At 63.0% G+C, this 20,951-nt stretch carries 18 protein-coding genes; 7 read left to right on the forward strand and 11 right to left on the reverse strand.

What is annotated here, in order from left to right:
- The first annotated feature begins 291 nt into the window (after positions 1 to 291).
- From aroQ to DSC91_RS04435, 3 genes are all read left to right on the forward strand, one after another.
- Positions 292 to 747 carry a type II 3-dehydroquinate dehydratase gene (gene aroQ, locus DSC91_RS04425; RefSeq protein ID WP_115777006.1) on the forward strand — a complete coding sequence of 152 codons (456 nt, stop codon included), beginning with the start codon at positions 292 to 294 and terminating at the stop codon, positions 745 to 747.
- The gene (locus tag DSC91_RS04430; protein WP_115777007.1) at positions 744 to 1,658 is read left to right on the forward strand and encodes a shikimate dehydrogenase; all 915 of its coding nucleotides are present in this window, start codon (positions 744 to 746) and stop codon (positions 1,656 to 1,658) included. The genes aroQ and DSC91_RS04430 overlap by 4 nt, the downstream gene beginning before the upstream one ends.
- A gap of 61 nt (positions 1,659 to 1,719) precedes the next feature.
- Entirely contained in the window at positions 1,720 to 3,090 is a 1,371-nt protein-coding gene (locus tag DSC91_RS04435) for an MFS transporter (protein WP_115777008.1), read from the forward strand.
- A 90-nt stretch (positions 3,091 to 3,180) separates the two neighbouring features.
- Here DSC91_RS04435 and DSC91_RS04440 read toward each other — a convergent pair whose 3' ends face one another.
- The 5 genes from DSC91_RS04440 to DSC91_RS04460 all read right to left on the reverse strand — a co-directional run bounded on the left by DSC91_RS04440 (position 3,181) and on the right by DSC91_RS04460 (position 7,727).
- On the reverse strand, positions 3,181 to 3,876 hold the full coding sequence (locus DSC91_RS04440) for a TetR/AcrR family transcriptional regulator (protein ID WP_115777009.1): 696 nt from the start codon (positions 3,874 to 3,876) through the stop codon (positions 3,181 to 3,183).
- Between the two features lie 106 nt (positions 3,877 to 3,982).
- A complete protein-coding gene (locus tag DSC91_RS04445; RefSeq protein ID WP_115777010.1) occupies positions 3,983 to 5,284 on the reverse strand; it encodes an NAD(P)/FAD-dependent oxidoreductase in 1,302 nt (433 codons plus the stop codon).
- A 15-nt stretch (positions 5,285 to 5,299) separates the two neighbouring features.
- The gene (locus DSC91_RS04450; RefSeq protein ID WP_115777011.1) at positions 5,300 to 6,142 is read right to left on the reverse strand and encodes an anti-sigma factor; all 843 of its coding nucleotides are present in this window, start codon (positions 6,140 to 6,142) and stop codon (positions 5,300 to 5,302) included.
- A complete protein-coding gene (locus DSC91_RS04455; protein ID WP_115777012.1) occupies positions 6,142 to 6,711 on the reverse strand; it encodes an RNA polymerase sigma factor in 570 nt (189 codons plus the stop codon). Before DSC91_RS04455 ends, DSC91_RS04450 begins: the two co-directional genes overlap by 1 nt.
- 83 nt (positions 6,712 to 6,794) lie before the next feature.
- Entirely contained in the window at positions 6,795 to 7,727 is a 933-nt protein-coding gene (locus DSC91_RS04460) for a dihydrodipicolinate synthase family protein (protein WP_115777013.1), read from the reverse strand.
- Positions 7,728 to 7,892: 165 nt separating this feature from the next.
- Here DSC91_RS04460 and DSC91_RS04465 point away from each other — a divergent pair, with 165 nt between their 5' ends.
- Complete coding sequence (locus DSC91_RS04465; RefSeq protein WP_115777014.1) at positions 7,893 to 8,864, forward strand: LysR family transcriptional regulator; 972 nt, start codon at positions 7,893 to 7,895, stop codon at positions 8,862 to 8,864.
- Between the two features lie 197 nt (positions 8,865 to 9,061).
- Positions 9,062 to 12,142: a transglycosylase domain-containing protein gene (locus tag DSC91_RS04470; protein WP_115777015.1), complete on the forward strand. Its 3,081-nt coding sequence runs from the start codon at positions 9,062 to 9,064 to the stop codon at positions 12,140 to 12,142.
- A gap of 10 nt (positions 12,143 to 12,152) precedes the next feature.
- Here DSC91_RS04470 and DSC91_RS04475 read toward each other — a convergent pair whose 3' ends face one another.
- The 5 genes from DSC91_RS04475 to DSC91_RS04495 all read right to left on the reverse strand — a co-directional run bounded on the left by DSC91_RS04475 (position 12,153) and on the right by DSC91_RS04495 (position 17,919).
- Positions 12,153 to 13,379: an ROK family transcriptional regulator gene (locus tag DSC91_RS04475; RefSeq protein ID WP_115777016.1), complete on the reverse strand. Its 1,227-nt coding sequence runs from the start codon at positions 13,377 to 13,379 to the stop codon at positions 12,153 to 12,155.
- A gap of 30 nt (positions 13,380 to 13,409) precedes the next feature.
- Positions 13,410 to 14,207, reverse strand: coding sequence for an ATP-binding cassette domain-containing protein (locus DSC91_RS04480; protein WP_115777017.1), 798 nt, complete (start codon positions 14,205 to 14,207; stop codon positions 13,410 to 13,412).
- A 20-nt stretch (positions 14,208 to 14,227) separates the two neighbouring features.
- Positions 14,228 to 15,214: an ABC transporter permease gene (locus tag DSC91_RS04485; RefSeq protein ID WP_115777018.1), complete on the reverse strand. Its 987-nt coding sequence runs from the start codon at positions 15,212 to 15,214 to the stop codon at positions 14,228 to 14,230.
- Positions 15,215 to 15,326: 112 nt separating this feature from the next.
- Positions 15,327 to 16,331, reverse strand: a complete 1,005-nt coding sequence (locus DSC91_RS04490; RefSeq protein WP_115777019.1) for a sugar ABC transporter substrate-binding protein — start codon at positions 16,329 to 16,331, stop codon at positions 15,327 to 15,329.
- A 430-nt stretch (positions 16,332 to 16,761) separates the two neighbouring features.
- Positions 16,762 to 17,919 carry a branched-chain amino acid ABC transporter substrate-binding protein gene (locus DSC91_RS04495; RefSeq protein WP_115777020.1) on the reverse strand — a complete coding sequence of 386 codons (1,158 nt, stop codon included), beginning with the start codon at positions 17,917 to 17,919 and terminating at the stop codon, positions 16,762 to 16,764.
- 300 nt (positions 17,920 to 18,219) lie between these two features.
- Between DSC91_RS04495 and DSC91_RS04500 the strand changes: the two genes are divergently transcribed.
- Entirely contained in the window at positions 18,220 to 19,164 is a 945-nt protein-coding gene (locus tag DSC91_RS04500; RefSeq protein ID WP_115777021.1) for a LysR family transcriptional regulator, read from the forward strand.
- 48 nt (positions 19,165 to 19,212) lie between these two features.
- Positions 19,213 to 19,773 carry an ureidoglycolate lyase gene (locus DSC91_RS04505; RefSeq protein ID WP_115777022.1) on the forward strand — a complete coding sequence of 187 codons (561 nt, stop codon included), beginning with the start codon at positions 19,213 to 19,215 and terminating at the stop codon, positions 19,771 to 19,773.
- Between the two features lie 18 nt (positions 19,774 to 19,791).
- Here the strand turns inward: DSC91_RS04505 and DSC91_RS04510 are convergent, their stop codons facing one another.
- Positions 19,792 to 20,829: a LacI family DNA-binding transcriptional regulator gene (locus DSC91_RS04510; protein ID WP_115777023.1), complete on the reverse strand. Its 1,038-nt coding sequence runs from the start codon at positions 20,827 to 20,829 to the stop codon at positions 19,792 to 19,794.
- Positions 20,830 to 20,951: the final 122 nt, after the last annotated feature.

Raw genomic sequence — 20,951 nt, forward strand, 5'->3', positions numbered from 1 at the left:
CTGTTGGGGCGATGCGAGGCGGCTGCCGTGCGACGGCTGCATGCCTTGCGATCCGCCATGCTGCAATGCGCAAAATGGTCTAGCTGGTTACCGTCGACTAACCAGGTGCAGGCCGGAAACGCATACAGCGACGGAATTTTTCGATAGTCTATACAAACTAACTAGATGGTACAAATTCGTATAAACCCCGAATGACGATTTCGCGCAATGCGCGCACACTGCGCTCACGTTGTAGAGCCGCGGCGCGTGCCGCGGCCCGCTTTATGCCTTACTTTTGCAGGAGTGGTTGTCATGAGTTTTGCATCGGTGCTGGTCCTCAACGGACCGAATCTCAATCTGCTCGGCACGCGTGAGCCGGCCATCTATGGATCGGAAACGCTCGACGACGTCGCGAAGCTCTGCCGCGATGCGGGCGATCGGCTGGATCTGTCGGTCGATTTCTGCCAATCGAATGCGGAACACCAACTCATCGACTGGCTGCATGCGGCGCGCAGCAAGGTCGACGGCATCGTGATCAATCCGGCGGCTTACACGCATACCTCGGTGGCGATCGCCGATGCGCTCACCGCGATCGAAAAGCCCGTCATCGAAGTGCATATTTCAAACGTGCATCGCCGCGAAGCGTTCCGGCATCACTCGTACGTGTCGGCGGTGGCCGATGCGATCATCGTCGGTTGCGGTACGCAAGGCTACGTGCTCGCGCTGGAGCGGATGGCGGTCATCCTTAAGAATAGGGCGGCCAAATGAACGCACAAGTGAACTCACAAGCGAACTCACAAGCAAAAGCTCAAGCGAACGCACAGGCGAGCCCGCAATCGTTTCTCGTCGGTCTGATCGGCTCGGGCATCGGCGGATCGCTGAGCCCCGCGATGCATGAGGAAGAGGGCAGCAAACTCGGCCTGCACTATGTGTACCGCCGCATCGATCTGGAAGCGCTGAAGCTGGATACGACTGCGCTTGCCGATTTGCTCGTCGCCGCCGAACGCATGGGATACAACGGGCTGAACATCACGTATCCGTGCAAACAGGCCGTCATTCCGCTGCTCGACGAACTGTCCGACGACGCGCGCGCACTCGGCGCGGTCAACACGGTGCTGTTCAAGGACGGCAAACGTATCGGCCACAACACCGATTGGTCCGGTTTCGCCCGCGCGTTCCAGCGCGGCCTGCCGGACGTCTCGCTGGAACGCGTCGTGCAACTGGGCGCGGGCGGTGCGGGCGCGGCGGTCGCGCATGCCGCGCTGACGATGGGCGCGCAAACACTCACGCTATTCGACGTGGACGCCACGCGCGCCGCATCGCTCGCGGCGGAATTGCAAAAGCGTTTCCCTGCCGCCACCGTCAGCGCCGGCAACTCGCTGGCCGAATCGCTCGCTGCCGCTAACGGCCTGATTCATGCGACGCCCACCGGCATGGCGAAATTGCCGGGCTTGCCGTTGCCGGCTGAATTGCTGCACCGCGATTTGTGGGTGGCGGACATCGTCTATTTCCCGATCCGCACCGCGCTGCTGCAGGCCGCCGAAGCGCTCGGCTGCCGCACGCTGAGCGGCGGCGGCATGGCGGTGTATCAGGCAGTCGACGCGATGCGCATCTTCACGGGCCTCGAACCCGACGCCGAGCGCGTTTACACGCATTTCCAGTCCTTGTTGCAACGCTAAACGGGTAGCACTCGAGCCGTACACAACCGGCACATAACCAGACAGAGGAGACATAGACGACATGTCGCAACCGATTCAATCCACGCGCGCCGACTCGACGCGCCAAACGAATGCGACGGCGGGCACCGCGCGCCGCACTAAAGCCCGCTATCAGATCCTCTCGCTGCTGGCAGTCGGCACGATGATCAACTATCTGGACCGCACGGTGCTCGGCATCGCGGCGCCGCAGTTGACCAGGGAGCTCGGCATCAATGCCGCGCTGATGGGGCTGCTGTTCTCGGTGTTCTCGTGGAGCTACGCGGCTTCGCAGATTCCGGGCGGCCTGTTTCTCGACCGCTTCGGCAGCAAGGTGACGTATTTCCTGTCGATGACGTTCTGGTCCTTGTGCACGCTCGCGCAGGGCCTGGTGCACGGCATCGGCGCGCTGTTCGCGTTCCGCCTCGGCCTCGGGGTGTCGGAGGCGCCGTGCTTTCCGACCAATAGCCGCGTGGTCGCCACGTGGTTCCCGCAGAGCGAACGCGCAATGGCGACGGCCACGTACACCGTTGGCGAATATATCGGCCTCGCGTTTTTCAGCCCGTTCCTGTTCATGCTGATGGGCGCGTTCGGCTGGCGCTCGCTCTTCTATGTGGTGGGCGGCGTGGGCATCGTATTCGGCGGGATCTGGTGGTTGTTCTATCGCGAGCCGCACGAGCATCCGTCCGTCAATCAGGCGGAGCTCGACTATATCGAAGCAGGCGGCGGTCTGACGCACCGGAAGAAGGACGCCGATTCTTCCGGCGCGTCGGCTGCACCGGCAAAGAGCGGCTTCGAGTGGCGCACCATCGGGCGCCTGCTCAAGCACCGTCAGTTGAGCGGCATCTGCCTCGGCCAGTTCGCCGGCAACTCGACGCTGGTGTTCTTCCTCACCTGGTTCCCGACGTATCTCGCCACCGAACGTCATATGGCATGGCTGAAGATCGGCTTCTTCGCGATCATGCCGTTCATTGCCGCGTCGATCGGCGTGATGTTCGGCGGCCTCTTCTCCGATTGGCTGCTGCGCCGCGGCACGTCGCCGAATGTGGCGCGCAAGCTGCCGATCATCTCCGGCCTGCTGCTCGCCTCGACGATCATTCTCGCCAACTATGTCGAGAGCAATGTGGCGGTGATCGCGATTCTGTCGGTGGCGTTTTTCGCACAGGGGATGGCGGCACTGGGCTGGACGCTGGTGTCGGACATCGCACCCGACGGCCTGCTTGGCGTGACCGGCGGCATCTTCAACTTTGCCGCCAATCTGGCCGGCATCGTGACGCCGCTGGTGGTGGGTTTCATCGTCGCGGCGACCGGCTCGTTTGTCGGCGCGCTGGTGTTCATCGGCGCGGTCGCGTTGATCGGCGCGCTGTCGTACATCTTTATCGTCGGCGATATCAAGCGGATCGTGCTGGTGGATTGAACGGCGCGTATCGCTCGAACGGCTTTCATGCAGCAAAAAAAAGCGGGACATGGCTAACGCCATGTCCCGCTTTTTCGTTTCAGGCTTGCCTCAGTCTTCCTTGCGCACGAAACGCAGCACGGCGTCGACGATCATCGCGCGATGACGCGCACGCAGGCGCGGGTGCGACGGATCGCGGCCGAACGCCGTACCGAAGGTATGGCGATTGCCGACGCGGTGAAAGCACAGCGAACTGATCATCAGATGCAGGTCGATCGCGTCGACGTCGCTGCGGAACTGTCCCGCCGCGATGCCGCGCGAGAGCAGATCTTCGATCGTATGAATGACGGTGACGTTGCGGCCTTTGAAGCTCTTCACCTGCTCGACGTACTTCGCGCCGTGAATGTTCTCGATCGTCACGAGGCGGACAAAGTCGCGCTGGCGGTCGTGATAGTCGAACGTAAACTCGACCAGCGCACGCATGCCCTCGACCGGATCGAGTTCGCTGACGTGCAGATCCTGTTCGAGCGCGCGAATGTCGCCATACACTTTTTCCAGCACGGCCTGGTACAACCCTTCCTTGCTGCCGAAGTAGTAGTACAGCATGCGCTTGGTGGTGTTGGTGCGCTCCGCGATCGCATCGACGCGCGCGCCGGTCAGCCCCATCGCGGAGAATTCCTGGGTCGCGACGTCGAGGATATTGCGCTTCGTCTGTTCGGGATCGTACTTGCGTCGGGCGTCGGGACGCGGGGCGTCGGACGCGATGCCGTTGGTATCAGGCTCGGCAGCCTTGCTTCCCTTTTTCATTGTGTATTCGAGCGGCAGTGACGGCGCATTCTAGCATGGCGAAACCAGCCTCCGGAGCGGGTTGCGGGCATAAGCGGCGGCGTATTGAACCCGCCATCGAATCGCGTCACGGTGCCGGCCGGGTTGAGAGACGCCGGGCGGCGAGGGCGTCGCGCGTCTGCATGGCGGTGTAGGTGAGTTGCGCGGCTGCGAGACCGAGCGCGCCGTAGGTGGGCGTCAGGCCGAAAGCCGCGAATGCATCGGGCACCGGCCGTTCGCCGGAGATGGCTGCCGCCAGCAATTCGCCCGAGACGGTGGTGGGCGCCATGCCGTGGCCGCCGAAACCGACCGCGTACCAGACGCCGTCCTGACTGCGGCCGATTTGCGGCATCTTATGCCGTGCATAGCTCATCAGGCCGCCCCATGCGTACTCCACCCGCACATCACGCAGTTGCGGATAGACCTTCAGCAGATCGCGCCGCAGCAGTCGCGCGATGACGTCGGGGGCACGGTCGCGTACCGAGATGCGCCCGCCCCACAGGATGCGTGTGTCGGGCAGCGGGCGATAGTAGTCGAAGGCGAAGCGGGTGTCGTAGACGGCGGCGCGGGTGTTCATTGCGTCCTTCAGGCGGGCGCCGAGCGGCTCGGTGGCCATCACGTAGGTGGCGATCGGCAGCACTGCGCGTTCGACCGGGGCATAGACGTTGCGCGCATAACCACCGCCGGCCATCACCACGTGGCGTGCTTCGAGCGCGCCCTGTGGCGTATGCACGACGAAACCGGCGCCGCTCCGCTCCAGGTGCACAACGGGCGACTTCTCGTGAATCTGCACGCCTGCGTTGGCCGCGGCGCCGGCGACACCGAGCACATATTTCAGCGGATGAAAGTGGAACGCGTTGCGCTCGAACAGGCCGCCGTGATAACGGCTTGTCTTCAATTGTGAAGCGAGCGCCGCGGCCGCCACGGGTTCCCACTCGACGCCGAACGCGTCCCGCATCAGACGCCGCTGCGTGTCGAGCCTTGCCGGTTCGTCGAACCAGTTGGCGAGGATCACGCCGGCATCGGTCATGTCGCAATCGATGCGGTAGCGCTGGATACGCTTTCTCATCAGATCGACGGCGTCTGTTGTTAGCGCATAGAGTTCGCGCGCGCGAGCCGGCCCGAGGGCTTTCAGCAGATCCGCGCAATCGAGGCTGTAGCCGCCGAACACGAAGCCGCCGTTGCGGCCCGAGGCGCCGAAGCCCACCTGCTCGGCTTCGAGCACGGCGATGTCGGCAACGCCCCGCTCGGCGAGTCCCAACGCCGTGGACAAACCCGCGAGGCCGCCACCCATGATGCAGACATTGACGCTGCGCCGGCCGGTTAGCGGCGCGTAAGCGGACGAGCGCCCGGCAGCGCGGGCAACGGTGGCTTCGTAGTAGCTTTGCATGAAGTTAAAGGTAGATCAGGAGACCGGCAGCAGCCTGCCGCTGAACACGACCGGACCGGTAGGTGCATTGTGATCGGGCGAGCCGCCCGGCGCTTCGATCGAGACCGCCAGCGCCGCGTAATTCTCCGGCTTCTGCTGGGCGGCCGTGACCTTGCCGTTGGCGCTGTCCGGCAGCATGCCGAGCGACACCGGATGGCCGCTGGCCGGGATGCCCCACAGCTCCATCGCCCGGCCGGCCGGCAAGTCGACCTTGCCGAGCGGATGCAGCGTCATGGTGGAGCGGGCTTCATCCCATGCGACCAGCATGACCGGATGCGCATCCTTGTCGTTCAGCACCGCGACATGCGAGACGGCCGCTTCCGGCTGTTGCGCGACGGTCGGCGCGGTGGACGGCGTCGCGCCAGAAGGCAGCAGCGAGCGCACGGCAACCACCACGGCGATAGCGGCGAACGCCGTCACGCCGATCGCCCAGCCGCGCCAGAACGCGAGGTTCTCGAAGATGCTGCCCGATGGGCGCGCGGGTTTTTCGGCCGCGGTGCGCGGTCGTGTTTCCACATGCGTTTCCTCGCTCGCCGCCTCACGTGCTGCCTCACGTGCCGACTCGTGCGCCGCCTCGCGTGCCGGCGGCAGGCCGAGACGCCGCTCGACGGCATCCCATACGGCAGCCGGCGGCATGCGCGGCTCGGCGAGTTCGGCCAACGGCGAGATGCGCCGCTGCCATGCCTCGACGGCCTGGCGAATCGCCGCATCGTGATCCGCGTAGCGTTGGAAGCGGCGCCGGGCGCCGCCACGCAGCGTGCCGAGCACATACTCGGCAGCCAGCATGTCGACCAGTTGAGGATAGCGATGGAGATTCATCACTCGCCTCCCAGGCAGGTCTTCAGCTTGGCAAGGCCGCGCCGGATCCAGGATTTGATCGTGCCGAGCGGCACCGTCAGCGCTTCGGCGATCTCGCTATGGCTCTGATCGCGCAGGTAGGCGAGCGCAACCGCCTGACGCTGCGCCGGCTCCAGCTGCTGCATGCAGCCGGCGAGCAGACGTGCCTGCAGGCTGAGCGCGCTCAGTGCTTCGGGATCCGGATCGCCGCTTGCCACAAGATCGTCCAACGCATCGCTCCATTCCGTTTCCTGCTTGTTGACCCGCCGCAGGTGATCGAGAGCACGGTTCCGGACGATCGCCGACATCCACGTCATGGGGGCGGAGAGTGCCCGGCGATAGTCGCCCGCAAAGCGCCAGATGTTGACGAAGCTGTCCTGCAATACTTCTTCGGCCCACTCGTGCCTGCTCAATATACGGAGCGCGAGACCAAACAGTTTCGGGGCGGCGAGATCATATAGCTCGCGCAGTGCCGCCGCGTCCTCTTTGGCAATGCGTTCGAGCAACTCGGCGAGGGTTTCCGGCGTCAGTTCTCGAGGATCGGCGGTCATGGAAAGTGGCGTGATGGGCTTGCGGGCCTATGTTACTCAATTTCCTCCTGACCTTATATGTGGTTTTCCCTCCGTAGGTTGCGTCAGACGCCCCAGCGCAATACCAGCGGATCGAGCCGCCGGGCGACCTTCAGCAAGCCTGCGCGCGTGGCCGGATGCATCGGCGGAAGCGGATGACGCACGGCGTCCGATCGAATCACGCCGCCTTCCTTCATCAACGCCTTGCACGACGCGAGGCCGCCCTGGCGGTTTTCGTAGTTGATGAGCGGGAGCCACTGCTGATAGTGCGTGGCGGCCGCTTCGGTGTCGCCCGCCGCATAGGCGTCGACGATCAGGCGGATGCCGTCCGGGTAGCCGCCGCCGGTCATCGAACCGGTTGCGCCCGCATCGAGATCGGCCATCAGCGTGATCGCTTCTTCGCCATCCCATGGACCAACGACGGCTTCGCCGCCCAGTTCGATCAGCTCGCGCAGCTTGTTCGCCGCCTGCGGCGTTTCGATCTTGAAGTACGACACGTTCTGCAGTTCACGCGCCATGCGGGCGAGAAACGGTGCGGACAACGCCGTGCCGCTGACGGGCGCGTCCTGGATCATGATCGGAATCCCGATTGCATCGGACACGGTGCGATAGAACTCATAGATGCCGCGCTCGCCGATGCGGATCGTCGCGCCGTGATAGGGCGGCATGATCATCACCATCGCGGCGCCCGCGGCCTGCGCGCTGCGGCTGCGTTCAGCGCACTGGTGCGAGCTGAAATGCGTGGTCGTGACGATCACCGGCACGCGGCCGGCGACGTGTTCGAGTACCAGGTGCATCAGCGTGTTGCGCTCGTCGTCGGACAGCGCGAACTGCTCGGAGAAGTTCGCCAGAATGCACAGGCCGTTGGAACCCGCGTCGATCATGAAATCGATGCAGCGCTTCTGGCCTTCCAGGTCGAGACGGCCGGCTTCGTCGAAGATGGTCGGCGCGACGGGGAACACGCCGCGCATGGGAGCAGAGTTGTGGGTGTGGGTCATGGTGATGTGCGTTGTGCCGAGGTGAGGTGATGACGCGATGCGGTGTGGTGTGGCTCTTTGAGTGTCTCCGTCGTTGACTATACGGCGGCGTGCGCGGCGGGTATATTGAATTGTTTCCATCTTGTGATCGCTTTTGCGACTTACCCAACGGCTGCCCGGCAATTCATGAAAGACACCCTGAACGTCCTGCTATCGAGACTGCGCATGAAGCAGTTGCAATTGCTGATCGCGCTCGACGACCACAAGTCGCTGCACAAGGCAGCCGGCGCGATGTCGATGACGCAATCGGCCGCCAGCAAGGCACTACAGGAGCTGGAGTCGATGCTCGAGGCGCCGCTTTTCGAGCGCTCGAAGAGTGGCATGATTCCGAACCAGCTCGGCCATTGCGTGATCCGCTACGCGCGGCTTCTTGCAACGGACCTTACCGCGCTCTGCCAGGACGTCGCCGAGATACGCTCGGGGCGCGGCGGGCGTCTCGCGATCGGTGCGATCATGGGCGCGATTCCCGAATGCGTCGTGCCGGCGCTGAACGCGTTGCATGCCGGCCAGCCGGGTTTGTCGATCGAAGTGATGGAGGACACCAGCGCACGCATGCTGCTGCAACTCGACGAAGGCCGGCTCGATCTGGTGATCGGCCGCGCGGCGGTCGCCGCCGATCCGTCGAAATATCACTATCGTCCGCTTGGGGACGAGCCGTTATCCGTGGTGGTGGGCTATGGCCATCCGCCATTGCCGAGGAAGGAAGTGAAATTGCGCGATCTGGCCGGCCACCGCTGGGTGATGTATCCGTCGCATATGCCGTTGCATGCGTTGCTCGAACGGGAGATGGATCTGGCGGGGCTCGAGATGCCTGACAACCCGGTCTCGACCGCCTCTACTTTCGTGACAGTCGCGTTACTGCAAAGCAGTGCCGAGCTGGTTTCGTTGTTACCGACGGCGATCGCGGAATTGTTCGTGCGTCAGAAAATGTTACGCATCGTGCCGGTCAAACTGAAGTCGCCGTCACAGACCTTTGGCATTGTGACCCGCAAAGGCGGCGTGCTGTCGCCACCGGCTCAGCAATTCATCGAATTATTGCGTGAACGGACGATCGGATTGGTGGAAGAGCAAGCGGCGTCTGCGCAAAAAAACGCCTGAACCGGCTTTCTTTCGACACGCGAAAGATCTTCAATATCTCATGGCAATGAGCGCTTCGCCATGCGCTGTGAAAGGGTGTTGCGGCGGCGACACTCTCGGGTAAATCCGAACCGATTGCATGCTCGTTTTCCGCGCTACACTTGATTGAAGGTGCGCCAGAATCAAGAGCATGGGGCGCACGCTCGGGGAGAGCAGCCATGAATCGGCCACTGGTTCGGTTACCACTTCGCGCGGCGGGCATGGCGCCCGTCAGGAAGTGGCTTAAATGGGGGCTGGCAGCAGCGTTTCTGCTTGCGCTGGCTTTTGCGGCCCGCTTTGTGCAGGTCGAGATCGAAACGTCTCGACTGCAGGCGCGCTATCTCTCCGAACTCACGCGCGACGTGGGTTTCTCCGTCGAGAACGGTCCAAGTCATTCCATCCGCTTCCCGCAGGCAGACAACGGCCCTTACGACAGCCGCCTCGGCTACGCGTTGCTGCCGTCGTTCCAGCAGCGCTTACTCGAACGCGGATTTGAAATCGGCGCACAGTCGCGCGACTCCGAGCGAATGCTGTGGCTGGCCGATAGCGGTCTATTTATTCCCTACGCCGAAAAAGATCAGGCGGGGCTGCAACTCTTCGACGGCACCGGCGCGCCGCTTTTTGGTGCGCAGTATCCGGGCCGTGTTTATGACAGCTTCGATTCGATCCCGCCGTTGATCGTCAATTCGCTGCTTTTTATCGAAGACCGCTATCTGCTCGACCCCGATCAGCCGAACCGCAATCCGGCGATCGACTGGGGACGTTTTAGCCACGCGCTCGTCGACCAGGGCGCGCGCGTGTTCAACCGGCATCAATCGACGCCTGGCGGCAGCACGCTCGCTACGCAGATTGAGAAGTTCCGCCACTCGACGGGTGGGCGTACGGCAACGCCGCCTGAGAAATTGCGGCAAATCGCCTCCGCTTCGGTCCGCGCGTATCTGAACGGCCCGCAAACCCTGCCTGCGCGCCAGCAGATCGTCGTCCATTATCTCAACTCGGTGCCGCTTGCCGCGCAACCGGGTATTGGTGAGATCAATGGCATCGGCGACGGTCTGGCCGCCTGGTACAGTCGCGATTTCAACGACGTCAACCGCATTCTCAACGCACCGCCGACCGAAGCGAATCTCGCGGAGCAGGGCGTGGCGTTTCGTCAGGTGCTTTCGTTGATGATCGCGCAACGTGCGCCGTCGTATTTCCTGCATCACGGCTACGCCGAACTTGAACGTCTGACGGATAGCTATCTGCGCTTGCTGGCAAGCAATGGTGTTATCACGATCGCGCTGCGCGATGCCGCGCTGTCCGCGCAAGTGGATCTGCGCCGCGCACCGGAAAAAATGCAGAACACCGACTCGTTCGTGTCGCGCAAGGCTGTGACATCGATGCGTTCGCATCTATTAACGGCGCTCGGCGTGTCGAGTTTCTATGAACTCGACCGGCTCGACCTGCAGGCAACGGGCACGCTCAACAACGCCGTGCAACAGGCCGTGAGCGAGCGTCTTGCCGCCGCCGCGACGCGCGACGGTGCAAAAGCCGCTGGGCTCGTTGGCTATGAAATGCTGCGCGCCTCCGACGATCCATCGAAAATCGCCTATAGCTTCACACTGTTCGAGCGGCGTGACGGCGCGAATCTCGTGCGGGTGCAAACCGATAGCGTCAACCAACCGTTCGACATCAACTCCGGCGCGCGGCTGAATCTTGGTTCGACTGCGAAAATGCGCACCGTGGTGACGTATTTGCAGATTGTCTCTGAGTTGCATGCGCGTTATTCCTCGCTGAGCACAGCGGAGCTGAAAGCCGTGAAGCCCGATCCGAACGATCAGCTCACGCGCTGGGCGCTGGACTATCTGGCGCATACTTCAGACCGCTCGCTGCAAGCCATGCTCGACGCAGCCGTGGAACGCAAGTATTCGGCCAGTCCAGGCGAAACGTTTTACACGGGCGGCGGCGCCCAGACGTTCAACAACTTCGAATCCGACGACAACAGCCGCATTCTCACCGTGCACCGCGCATTCCAGCATTCGGTGAATCTGGTGTTCGTGCGGCTGATGCGCGATATCGTCCACTACGAGACGGTGCAGACTACCGGGCCGTCGTCGCAATGGCTGAACGATCCGGCGATCCGCAAGATGTATCTCACGCGTTTCGCCGATCAGGAAAGCCGCGTGTACATGAATCGTTTCTACACGAAGTACCACGGCAAAACACCCGAGCAGCAACTCACCTTATTGCTGCTCGGCGTGCGCAAATCGCCGCCTAAAGTAGCGACGGTGTTGCGCAGCGTCGCGCCGGACGAATCGAACGCATGGTTCAACGCGAAGATGCGCGCGGCGTTGAAGAACACGCCGGCGGCCTCCATCCTGGATGACGAGGACCTGGCGAACCTGTACGACAAATATGCGATCGACCGCTTCAATCTGAACGATCGCGGCTACATTTCGAGCGTGCATCCGCTGGAACTGTGGACCCTCAACTATCTGCGCGCTCATCCCGACACGACCCTCGACCAGATACAGAACGCGAGCCGCGAGGTGCGCCTGTCGACTTATTCGTGGCTCTTCAAGACTCGCTATCACGCCACCCAGGATCGCCGCATCAAGCGCATGGTCGAGTTGCGCGCATACGATGCGATCGGCAAATCGTGGCAGGCGCTCGGCTATCCGTTCGCGACGCTCACACCGTCGTTTGCGGCGGCGATCGGCGCCTCCGGTGACCGGCCGGCTGCGCTCGCGCAACTGATTGGCGTGGTTGCCAACGGCGGCAACAAGGTGCCGACCGAAAGCCTCACGCAACTGGACTTCGCGAAAAACACGCCGTACGAAACGCATTTTCAACGCGCGGCGGTGGCGCCGCAGCAGCAGTTGTCGCCGGAGATTGCCGGGGTGGTCAGGGGACTGTTGCGTGATGTCGTATCAGGCGGTACGGCGAGGCGTCTGGCGCAGGGCATGACGTTCCCCAATGGTCAGACGCTCGAGATTTACGGCAAGACCGGCACCGGCGATCAGCGCTTCAATGTGTGGGCCAAAGGCGCGCGCCTGATCGAGTCGCGCAAGGTGAACCGCAGCGCAACGTTCGTGTTTGTGATGGGAGACCGCTTCTACGGCACGCTGACCGCCTGGGTGCATGAGCCGTATGCGGCCCATTACGAGTTCACGAGCGCGCTCTCGGTGCAGTTGCTGAAGTCGCTGGCGCCGGTGTTGCAGCCGTTGCTGCAAAATCTGCCCGCTCAAACGGCTTCGATAGCGAAGGCGGCCGCGCAATGAGCGACGGCGCCTAATATCCCGCGTCCGTCGCCGGCTTGAGAAACAGCTCGTGCACGGGCGCGAAGTGCGCGTACAGCGGCAGAATCGCGCCGCCCATCGCTCGCGCATCGGCGCCGATGGTGCCTTCCAGCAGTTGCGGGCGCACCATGCCTTCCCATTCGAAACGATCGAGCACGCGTTCGGTCCGGCGAATGATTTCGCGGACCACTTGCCGGTCGAGCTCGCCGTCGATCACTACCGCTTCCAGATCGAGCAACGCAGCCGCATTGGTCAATGCATTGGCGATCGCAGGACACGCGGTGTCGAGCCACTGTTCGGTCTGCCGCCACAGTTCGGGCGACAACGCGCGATGGTCGTGCGCGGCGGCGGCCGGCGCCCCCGCATTGCTCAACAGTTGTTCCAGCACGAAGCCCGATGCCGCGTGCAGCAGTTGCCGCGCCGGTTTGCGCGCGCTGCCGTCTTTCAACGGGATCGAGCCCACCGCGCCTGCGTTGTCATGCGGTCCGCCGTGCAAACGGCCGTCGATCACGAGACCGCCGCCAATAAAAGTGCCGACGAACAGGTATAGAAAATTGTGAATGCCGCGGCCCTGGCCCATCACGAGTTCGGCTGCGCAGGCGGCCGTGGTGTCTTTCGCGAACTCGACAGGCAAGCCCGTCATCGTTGCGATGCGACTGCGCAAGTCGATCTCGTGCCACGCTTCCAGCGCATCCTGCGGCGCGCCGAGAAAGTCGCGCCAGCCGCCGAGCCACAACGGCGCCGCCACGCCGACGCCAACCACTTTGCTCGCCTTCGCGCCGAGCGTCTGATTCACGCGCGCCAGTTTGCTTTCGAGCGCGGGGAACAGCGTGCGCGGATCGGGGTAGGCATACTCGAATACGTCGCGGCACACCACGTGGTTCGCGAAATCCATGGCCAGCACGTCGAGACTGCGTCGGCCCACCTTGATGCCGATGGTGTACGCACCGTCGGCGCGCAGTGCGATCGGTACCGAGGGTTGACCGATGCGGCCGCGTACGCGCGCCTGCTTCTCGAGCAAGCCGTCGTCGATCAGACGGTCGACGATCATCGACACGGTCTGCATCGACAGACGCGTGAGACGGCCCACTTCGGCTTTCGGCAGCGGCCCATGCAAACGGATCGTCTGCAGGACGATCCGTTCGTTGAATTGCCGCATGCCGACCTGGTTCGAGCCGACCGTGCGTTTGAGAGGCGAGCGTGTGCCGGTGGTGTCCATCGTCGTGTGCCTCTCAACGGGGTGCATGCATCATGCAATCGCCTTGACGTCCGCTGTCTTCGCGCCCGTCATGATCGCCACGGCCTCCGACATGTGGATGTCTTTGGTGTTGACCACCGCGGCACGCCTGCCGAGCCGCTGGATATGGATACGATCCGCGACTTCGAATACGTGCGGCATGTTGTGGCTGATCAGGATCACCGGCAGGCCGCGATCGCGCACGCGCCGGATCAATTCGAGCACCATGTTGCCTTCCTTGACGCCGAGTGCGGCGGTGGGCTCGTCGAGAATCACCACATGCCGCGCGAACGCCGCGCTACGCGCGACAGCCACGCCTTGACGCTGGCCGCCGGACAAGGTTTCGACCGCCTGGCGCATCGAGCGGATGCCGATCTGCAAATCCTTCATGTGCGAAGTGGCTTCCTCGAGCATGCGGCGCTTGTCGATCATCTTGAAGATCGACCCGCGCCAGCCTGGCTTGACGAGTTCACGGGCGAGAAACAGGTTTTCGGCGATGCTCATGGCGGGCGCCACCGCGAGTTCCTGGTACACGGTTTCGATCCCTTGAGCGCGCGCATCCAGCGGGCTGCGGAATTTGACGGGCTTGCCGTCAAGCAGGATTTCGCCTTCGTCGGGGACCGTGGCGCCGGAAAGCGCCTTGATCAACGACGATTTGCCTGCGCCGTTATCGCCGATCACGGCGAGAATCTCGCCGGGCAGCACTTCGAAATCGCAGCCGTCGAGCGCGGTGACGTTGCCGTAGCGTTTGACGAGTCCGCGAGCCTGCAGAACGGGCATCGCGGTGGAGGCGGAAGTAGGTGATGACATGACGGGCTCCTGTTGATTGCTCAACCGCGACGATGGGAAAGTTTGTCCGCGGCGACCGCGAGAATCACGAGCATGCCGGTGATCAAGACCTGGTATACCGAAGAGACGCCGATCAGCGTCAAGCCGTTGCGAAACACGCCGACGATCAACGCGCCGAGCAGGGTTCCGGAAATCGAGCCGCGTCCACCGAACAGGCTCGTGCCGCCCAGCACCACGGCCGTGATGCTGTCGAGGTTCTCGGTTTGTCCCGCCTGCGGATCGCCGACGCCGGTGCGCGACACCGACAACAGCGCGGCGATGCCGTAGATCGCGCCGGCCAGCGAGTACACGGTAAGCAGAATCTTCTGCGACGAGAGGCCCATCAGGCGCGCGGCTTCAGGGTTGTTGCCGAGCGCATACAGATGCCGGCCAGGCACGGTGTCGCGCAGGACGAACCACGTTGCCCCGTACATCAGCAGCGTGAGCACCGTGCCGTAGGTGACGTCGGCGGGGCCGAGCTTGAACGTGTTGCCGAGGAACATGATCGCGTCCGGCAGATTCGAGACGCTCTCCGCGTTCGAATAGATCTGCGTGAGCGCGAACGCGATGTTCAGCGTACCGAGCGTGACGATAAAGGCGGGCAGCTTGATGCGCGTGATCAGCACGCCGTTGAGCGCGCCGAACAGCGTGCTCGCGGCGACGCCGCACAGAATCGCGAGAATGGGCGGCACGCCGAGCGTGACGGCGAATTTGGTCATGATGATCGAGCCGAACGCCATCACCATCCCGCACGACAGATCGATTCCGCCTGTCAGCACGATCAGCGTCTGGCCGATGGCGATGACGGCGACCACCATCGTCTGTTGCAGGATTAGCGAGAGGTTCTGGAACGACAGGAAGCGGTTGCTCTGCGAAATGAAGAAGCCGCAGGCCAGCAGCAGGGCGATCAACGGTCCGATTTCAGCGAGCGATGGCAAGCGGTCGGTGAAGTGGCGCGGGTGTCCGGCGGGCGCGGAAGGTGTCGACATGATAGGTGTCCTTGATGCATGAGCGTGGCGAGTGGGCCACGCGGCGAATACGGGAGCGGGTGATGCGGCGCCCGGCGGCGGCCCGGCGTCGCGGGCCGCCACTCAACGCGCGTTACTTGTTGCCCCAGCAGTTGTCGAGGCCGTATTTCGTATCCTTGCTGTCGACCCCGGACATGGGTTTATCGGTGACCAGCGTCACGCCCGTGTCCTGATAGCCGGAGACCTTCTTGCCGGTCTTCGCATAGTCCACGCCCGCAGTCACGCCGAGCGAGGCCATCTTCAGCGGATACTGCTGCGAGGTCGCGGCAATCGCGCCGGCCTTCACATTGCGTACGCCTTCACAGCCGCCGTCGATCGACACGATCATCACGCTCTTGTCCTTGCCCGCCGCCTTGAGCGCGCGATACGCACCCGCTGCGGCCGGTTCGTTGATCGTGTAGACCACGTTGATGTCCGGCGATTTCTGCAAGCAGTTTTCCATCGCCGTCTGGCCCTTCGACTGATCGCCGCGCGTGTCCTGGCTGCAGACGATCGACGGATCGCCTTCCTTCACGCCGAAGCCTTCCAGGAAGCCGTTGTGACGCAGCACGCCGACCGAGACGCCGGGCGCGAGATCGAGCGTCGCGATCTTTGCGGGCTTGCCGTTCATGGCGGCTTTCGCGTACTTGCCGATCAGCACGCCGGCCTTGAAGTTGTCGGTGGCGAAGAGGGCGTCCGTGGCATCTTGCGGATCGGTCGGCGTGTCGAGCGCGACCACCATCACGCCCGCCGCGCGGGCTTTCTTGATGCTCGGCACGATCGCTTTGGTATCGCTCGGCGTGATCAGAATCGCTTTCGCACCGGCCGTCATCATGTTTTCGATGGCGGTGACCTGGCTCGCGTTGTCGCCGTCGAACTTGCCGGCGGCGGTCAACAGCTTGGCGCCGTCTTTCGAGGCAGCCGCTTCGGCGCCCTGTTTCATCTTGACGAAGAACGGATTGGTGTCCGTCTTGGTGATGAGGCCGACAACAGGCTGGTCGGCCGCCTGGCTCGCGCTCGCACACCACACCGCCGATGCGGCGACGCACATCGACACGATTTTCCTGGCGACAGGATGCCTGCGGGAATTCAGATTCATGGGACGCTCCTCCGGTAATTGGCCACGACGTTGTGAACTGCGGGCGGATGCACACACGAACGCTGCGCGCGTGCAATCTGTTCGCAATCTGGATTGGAGCCTGCTCCGGCTCCGAGGCGGTTCGAAATCGGCCGCTTAAATCACTTTGGTTGATTTAGTACAGCAGACGCGGAGACGCTCGTCAAGGAAGCGATCGGGGAGGAGGTCGACGCGCCGAAGCCGCCGCCAGGGCGGTAGACCTTACGTGACGGGGCTTGGCGGGAGTGGTGCGATGCAAAGTCGAGAGCCGGGACTTCGGGAAAGTCCTGGCTCGCTTGTAAGCGAATTGAAGTCTTAAGCGGTCTGTCGCGACAGGGTGGGCTGCCGTCGCGAAGGTAATTCGGGTTGGCCGAACATCACGCTACGCACGCAATATCCGTCCCCTGGCGGATCACATTCTGATGACATCCATCACGGTCTTCTTGTTGTCCTTGAACTGATAGATCGTGATCGCCGCGTCCCGCAGGTCGCCGTGCGGGTCGAACGCAATGTGCCCGATCACGCCGTCATAGCTGGTGGCAGGCATTGCTGCGAGAATTTTCGATCGGTCGGTCGAGTTCGCTCGCTTCATTGCGTCATAGATCACGTAGACGGCGTCATACGTGAACGGAGCGTAGGCGTCGATCGGCGTTCTGAAGCGCGCCACGTAGCGCTTGTCAAAGTCTTGACCCTTTGGCATTTTTGACAAGGCAAGTCCGGCTTCTGAACACGTCACGTTGCTAATCGCGCTGCCGGCAAGTTGAGTCATGTTATCCGTGCAGGCGCCGTCGCCGCCCAACACCTTTGCGGCGATGCCGAGGTTGGCCGCCTGTTTGGCCAGCGGGCCGGCCGTTGCGTCCGAGCCGCCATACATGATGGCGTCGGGTTGCAGACCTTTGATTTTCGTCAGAATCGCCCGGAAGTCGACGGCTTTGTCGGTCGTCGCTTCGTGGGTCACGATGACGGCGCCTCGTGCTTTTGCCGCTTTTTCGAATTCTTGCGCGAGCCCCTGGCCGTATGCGGTCGAATCGTCCACGATGGCAATTCGCCTCGCGTGCATCGAGTCGACTGCGTAGCGAGCCAGCGCCGGCCCTTGCAGTGCGTCCGTCGCGACGACGCGGAAGGTCGTTTTGAAGCCTTGCAGCGTATAGGTGGGATTGGTCGAGCCCTGCGAGATCTGCACCAGACTGGCCTCGCTATAGATCTTCGAGGCCGGGATCGACACCCCGGAGTTGATATCGCCGACCACGGCGACCACGCCATCGTCGACGAGCTTCTGGGCGACTTGAGTACCCGTGCGCGGGTCGGCGGCGTCGTCCTGGGCGTCGAGTCGCAGGCGGACCGCCTGGCCGCCGATCACCGGATGCTGGCTGTTGATCTCGTCGATGGCAAGCCGCGCCGCATTTTCGCTGTCCTTGCCCATATGCGCGAGCTGTCCTGTCAACGGCGCGGCATGGCCGATCAGGATCACGGCCGGCTCCGCGGCGAAGCTCGTGCAGCCCGCGCCCAGCAGCAGCGCGGCGGTGGATATGTGCAGCGTTCGATTCAGTTTATTGAACGAGGGGGACATGGGCGGCTCCTTGGTTTTCGGTTCAATGAGTATTCGAAGGCCAAATTCTTCCGTCCAACGACTTATTTTATTGACCGGCGATAGATAAATCTGATTGCCCCTCGGGGCCTTCCCGAGAAGCCGCGCCTTGCGCGCCGAGCCGCCATGGCCACAAGGAAAAATTGTTCCAGGTGGCCAGTTTTTGTTGTCACCGGCCTGACTTTGCGGCGCTACACTCTGCCCATGCACTGAAGCTGTCCGTTTGCGCGGGCGCAATACGTGGAAGCGGGTTGTGCGTCCGTCGACTGTACAAGGTGTCTGATGAATGTCCGTTTTCTAGAAACATTTGTATGGCTTGCAAAGCTGCGCAATTTCCGGCTGACAGCGGAGCGCCTGCATGCGACACAGGCCGCTATTTCCAGCCGGATATCCGCGCTCGAGCAGGAATTCGGCGTGCGTCTGTTCGATCGGGGACCGCGCGACGTCAAGCTGACCCAGGAGGGGACCAAGGCACTGGCCTTCGCCGAGCAGATTCTGAAACTCACGAACGACATGCTCGCCAGCGTAAGCGACCGTTCGCATGTGAGCGGGTTGTTGCGGGTCGGCGTGATGGAGTCCGTCGTGCATACGTGGCTGCCCGAGTTGCTCCGGCGCGTGCGGGACGAATATCCGAACCTGACGATCGAGCTGACCTGCGACACCTCGACGAATCTGTCCGTGCAACTGGTCAACGGCAACGTGGATATCGCTTTTCTTAGCACCGTGGTTGCGGGTGCCGACGCGGAGAATGTTTCGCTCGGCGCGTTGCCGATGCGATGGGTGGCGAGTCCGTCGCTGAATCTGTCGGCTGAAGCACTTTCGGAAGCCGAACTGGCGAGCTTCCCGATTGTGAGTTTTGCCCGCCATTCGTCGCCGCATGTGTTTGTCGCCGGCCTGTTTGCAGCCGCCGGCGAGCCGCACGTGCAAATCAATTGCGTGTCTTCGGTCGCGGCGATTATCAGGCTCGTACTCGACGGTTTCGGTATTGCCGTTCTGCCGACAGCGTTCGTGACCCGCGAGTTGGAGTCCGGTCATCTGCAACTGCTGAAAGTGACGCATCGAGTCCCGGAACTCCCGCTATTCGCATCCTTCCGGCGAAGTCCGGACAGCTTGCTATGCGAGTCGATCACGCATCTGGCGCTCAAGGTCATGCGAGAGTTCAGCCTGGAGAACGGTCCTGATATCGCGCTTTTTCCAGACACCGACGAAGCGCCGACGCCTCATTGAGTTGCGCACTGCGATGTTTTTCTTCGATTATCAAAGGCCCGAACCGAGATGCCGACTGCCACGCCGCTGACCATTCAAGCGCTTACTGCCGGCGCTTTCGAACCCTATGGATGGATGTTGGGCAAGCCCTTTCCGGAGGTTAGCGCGGCGTCTTCCGAGGTGCCCTCGTTTACCAGCCGGTCTTCCGATTTCTGGCGTGAGCATCTGTTCGATGCCGGACTGTCCGGAGACCCTGAAATCCTGTGGGTCAGATACCGCGATTGCGAAGCCGAGGTGATGAAGCTCGAGGCGCATTGGCTGACTGAGCAGGCGGTGGTGCCGCTCACCGGACCGCTCGTGCAGATTGTCGCGACGAGTACGCCGGACGGGCACCCTGACCTCGAATCATTGGCCGCGTTCAAGGTGCCCGTCGGGGAGGGCATCTGCATGCGGCCGCGCTGCTGGCACACCACGCGTGCATTGCAGGACGAAGTGACGTGCCTCATGCTGACGCGCCGCTCGACGACGTTCGATCTTGCCGTCCATCTGCTCACGGGCGCTCCCGCCGGCGAAAGCGCGATTCGGCAGATTCCGCCGTACCGGCTGGTCGGCGCGCCCGGCCTCATATAACCTTCGACGCTCCCATCTTCAACGCCCCTGCCGCGGCGCGCCGGTCGATGCGCGCACAGCCAGTTTCGGCGCCGAGGAAATCCGCATCTGCACGTTCGCCGCGACCTGGCGACCCGCTTGTCCATACGACGACTCGATCAACTCGCGCAACAGCGATACCGCGAGACCGGCGACTTCGACGGTCGGAACGGCAACCGTCGTCAACGCGGGCCGCGACTCGCGCGCCAGTTGGATGTCGGTAATGCCGATCACGGACAGATCGCCCGGCACATTCAAGCCGAGATCGGCGGCGGCGTGCATCGCGCCGAGTGCCGGCAAGTCGTTGGTCGCGAAGATCGCGGTGAGTGTCGGATCGGCTTCCAGCAGCGCGCGCGCCGCCGAGTAGCCGCCTTGTATCGTATCGGGCGCATGCTTGACCCGGCTTTTCGGCGCGCCGGCCGCTCGCAGCGCATCGACAAAGCCTTCGTAACGGGCTGCGTGAATACCCGAGGCCTTGCTGCCGACAATCGCGCCGATTCGCCGATGGCCGAGTTCCAGCAGATGCGTGGCGGCCAATTCGCCTGCCAGACGGAAATCGACTGCGACGCACGGCAGCCCCGGCGGCTCATTGGGCCGCTCCCACATGCACAGCACCACCGGCGTGCCGCGCGATTCGGTTGTATGCAGGTCCGCGAAGTCCAGGTTCGCATTCGTGACGAGCACGCCCTCGGAAAGCGTGCCCGCGATCTGGTCGAGATAGGCCCGCCCGGCCAGCGGATCTTCGTTCGTATTGCAGATGATCACGAAGTGGCCGCTGTTGCGCGCCGCGTGTTCGACCGCGAGCGCGAACTCCGGATAGAACGGATTGGCAATGCTCGACACCATCAAGGCCAGCGTCGGCGCGCGGCCCTCGGCGAGCGCGCGGGCCGCGAGGTGCGGGCGGTAGCCGAGCGCGTCGACCGCGTCCAGCACCCGCTGGCGGGTGCTCGCGCCGACCCGGCCGCGATTGCGCAACACGTTCGACACCGTGGCAGGGGTGACGCCGGCGTGACGGGCGACTTCGCTAAGGGTGGTCATGGCTCATCAATATTTGGGATGGCTGTTCGATATTTGCATCGCAGCCAAAGTCGCGGCACCATTTGCCGCACAGACAAAACGATATCGGAGACAGGCAAGGCCAAACGATCGCACGCGATCGG

This window comes from Paraburkholderia caffeinilytica (assembly GCF_003368325.1).
In the GTDB taxonomy this organism is placed as follows: domain Bacteria; phylum Pseudomonadota; class Gammaproteobacteria; order Burkholderiales; family Burkholderiaceae; genus Paraburkholderia; species Paraburkholderia caffeinilytica.

Bases quoted from the DNA above. Each gene is read 5' to 3' on its own strand.
- DSC91_RS04460 (WP_115777013.1), bottom strand. From the start codon at position 7,727: ATGACCCACACCCACAACTCTGCTCCCATGCGCGGCGTGTTCCCCGTC.
- DSC91_RS04490 (WP_115777019.1), bottom strand. From the start codon at position 16,331: ATGAATCTGAATTCCCGCAGGCATCCTGTCGCCAGGAAAATCGTGTCG.
- DSC91_RS04500 (WP_115777021.1), top strand. From the start codon at position 18,220: ATGAATGTCCGTTTTCTAGAAACATTTGTATGGCTTGCAAAGCTGCGC.
- aroQ (WP_115777006.1), top strand. From the start codon at position 292: ATGAGTTTTGCATCGGTGCTGGTCCTCAACGGACCGAATCTCAATCTG.
- DSC91_RS04450 (WP_115777011.1), bottom strand. From the start codon at position 6,142: ATGAATCTCCATCGCTATCCTCAACTGGTCGACATGCTGGCTGCCGAG.
- DSC91_RS04480 (WP_115777017.1), bottom strand. From the start codon at position 14,207: ATGTCATCACCTACTTCCGCCTCCACCGCGATGCCCGTTCTGCAGGCT.
- DSC91_RS04445 (WP_115777010.1), bottom strand. From the start codon at position 5,284: ATGCAAAGCTACTACGAAGCCACCGTTGCCCGCGCTGCCGGGCGCTCG.
- DSC91_RS04485 (WP_115777018.1), bottom strand. From the start codon at position 15,214: ATGTCGACACCTTCCGCGCCCGCCGGACACCCGCGCCACTTCACCGAC.
- DSC91_RS04470 (WP_115777015.1), top strand. From the start codon at position 9,062: ATGAATCGGCCACTGGTTCGGTTACCACTTCGCGCGGCGGGCATGGCG.
- DSC91_RS04475 (WP_115777016.1), bottom strand. From the start codon at position 13,379: ATGGACACCACCGGCACACGCTCGCCTCTCAAACGCACGGTCGGCTCG.
- DSC91_RS04440 (WP_115777009.1), bottom strand. From the start codon at position 3,876: ATGAAAAAGGGAAGCAAGGCTGCCGAGCCTGATACCAACGGCATCGCG.
- DSC91_RS04510 (WP_115777023.1), bottom strand. From the start codon at position 20,829: ATGACCACCCTTAGCGAAGTCGCCCGTCACGCCGGCGTCACCCCTGCC.
- DSC91_RS04455 (WP_115777012.1), bottom strand. From the start codon at position 6,711: ATGACCGCCGATCCTCGAGAACTGACGCCGGAAACCCTCGCCGAGTTG.
- DSC91_RS04465 (WP_115777014.1), top strand. From the start codon at position 7,893: ATGAAAGACACCCTGAACGTCCTGCTATCGAGACTGCGCATGAAGCAG.
- DSC91_RS04505 (WP_115777022.1), top strand. From the start codon at position 19,213: ATGCCGACTGCCACGCCGCTGACCATTCAAGCGCTTACTGCCGGCGCT.
- DSC91_RS04495 (WP_115777020.1), bottom strand. From the start codon at position 17,919: ATGTCCCCCTCGTTCAATAAACTGAATCGAACGCTGCACATATCCACC.
- DSC91_RS04430 (WP_115777007.1), top strand. From the start codon at position 744: ATGAACGCACAAGTGAACTCACAAGCGAACTCACAAGCAAAAGCTCAA.
- DSC91_RS04435 (WP_115777008.1), top strand. From the start codon at position 1,720: ATGTCGCAACCGATTCAATCCACGCGCGCCGACTCGACGCGCCAAACG.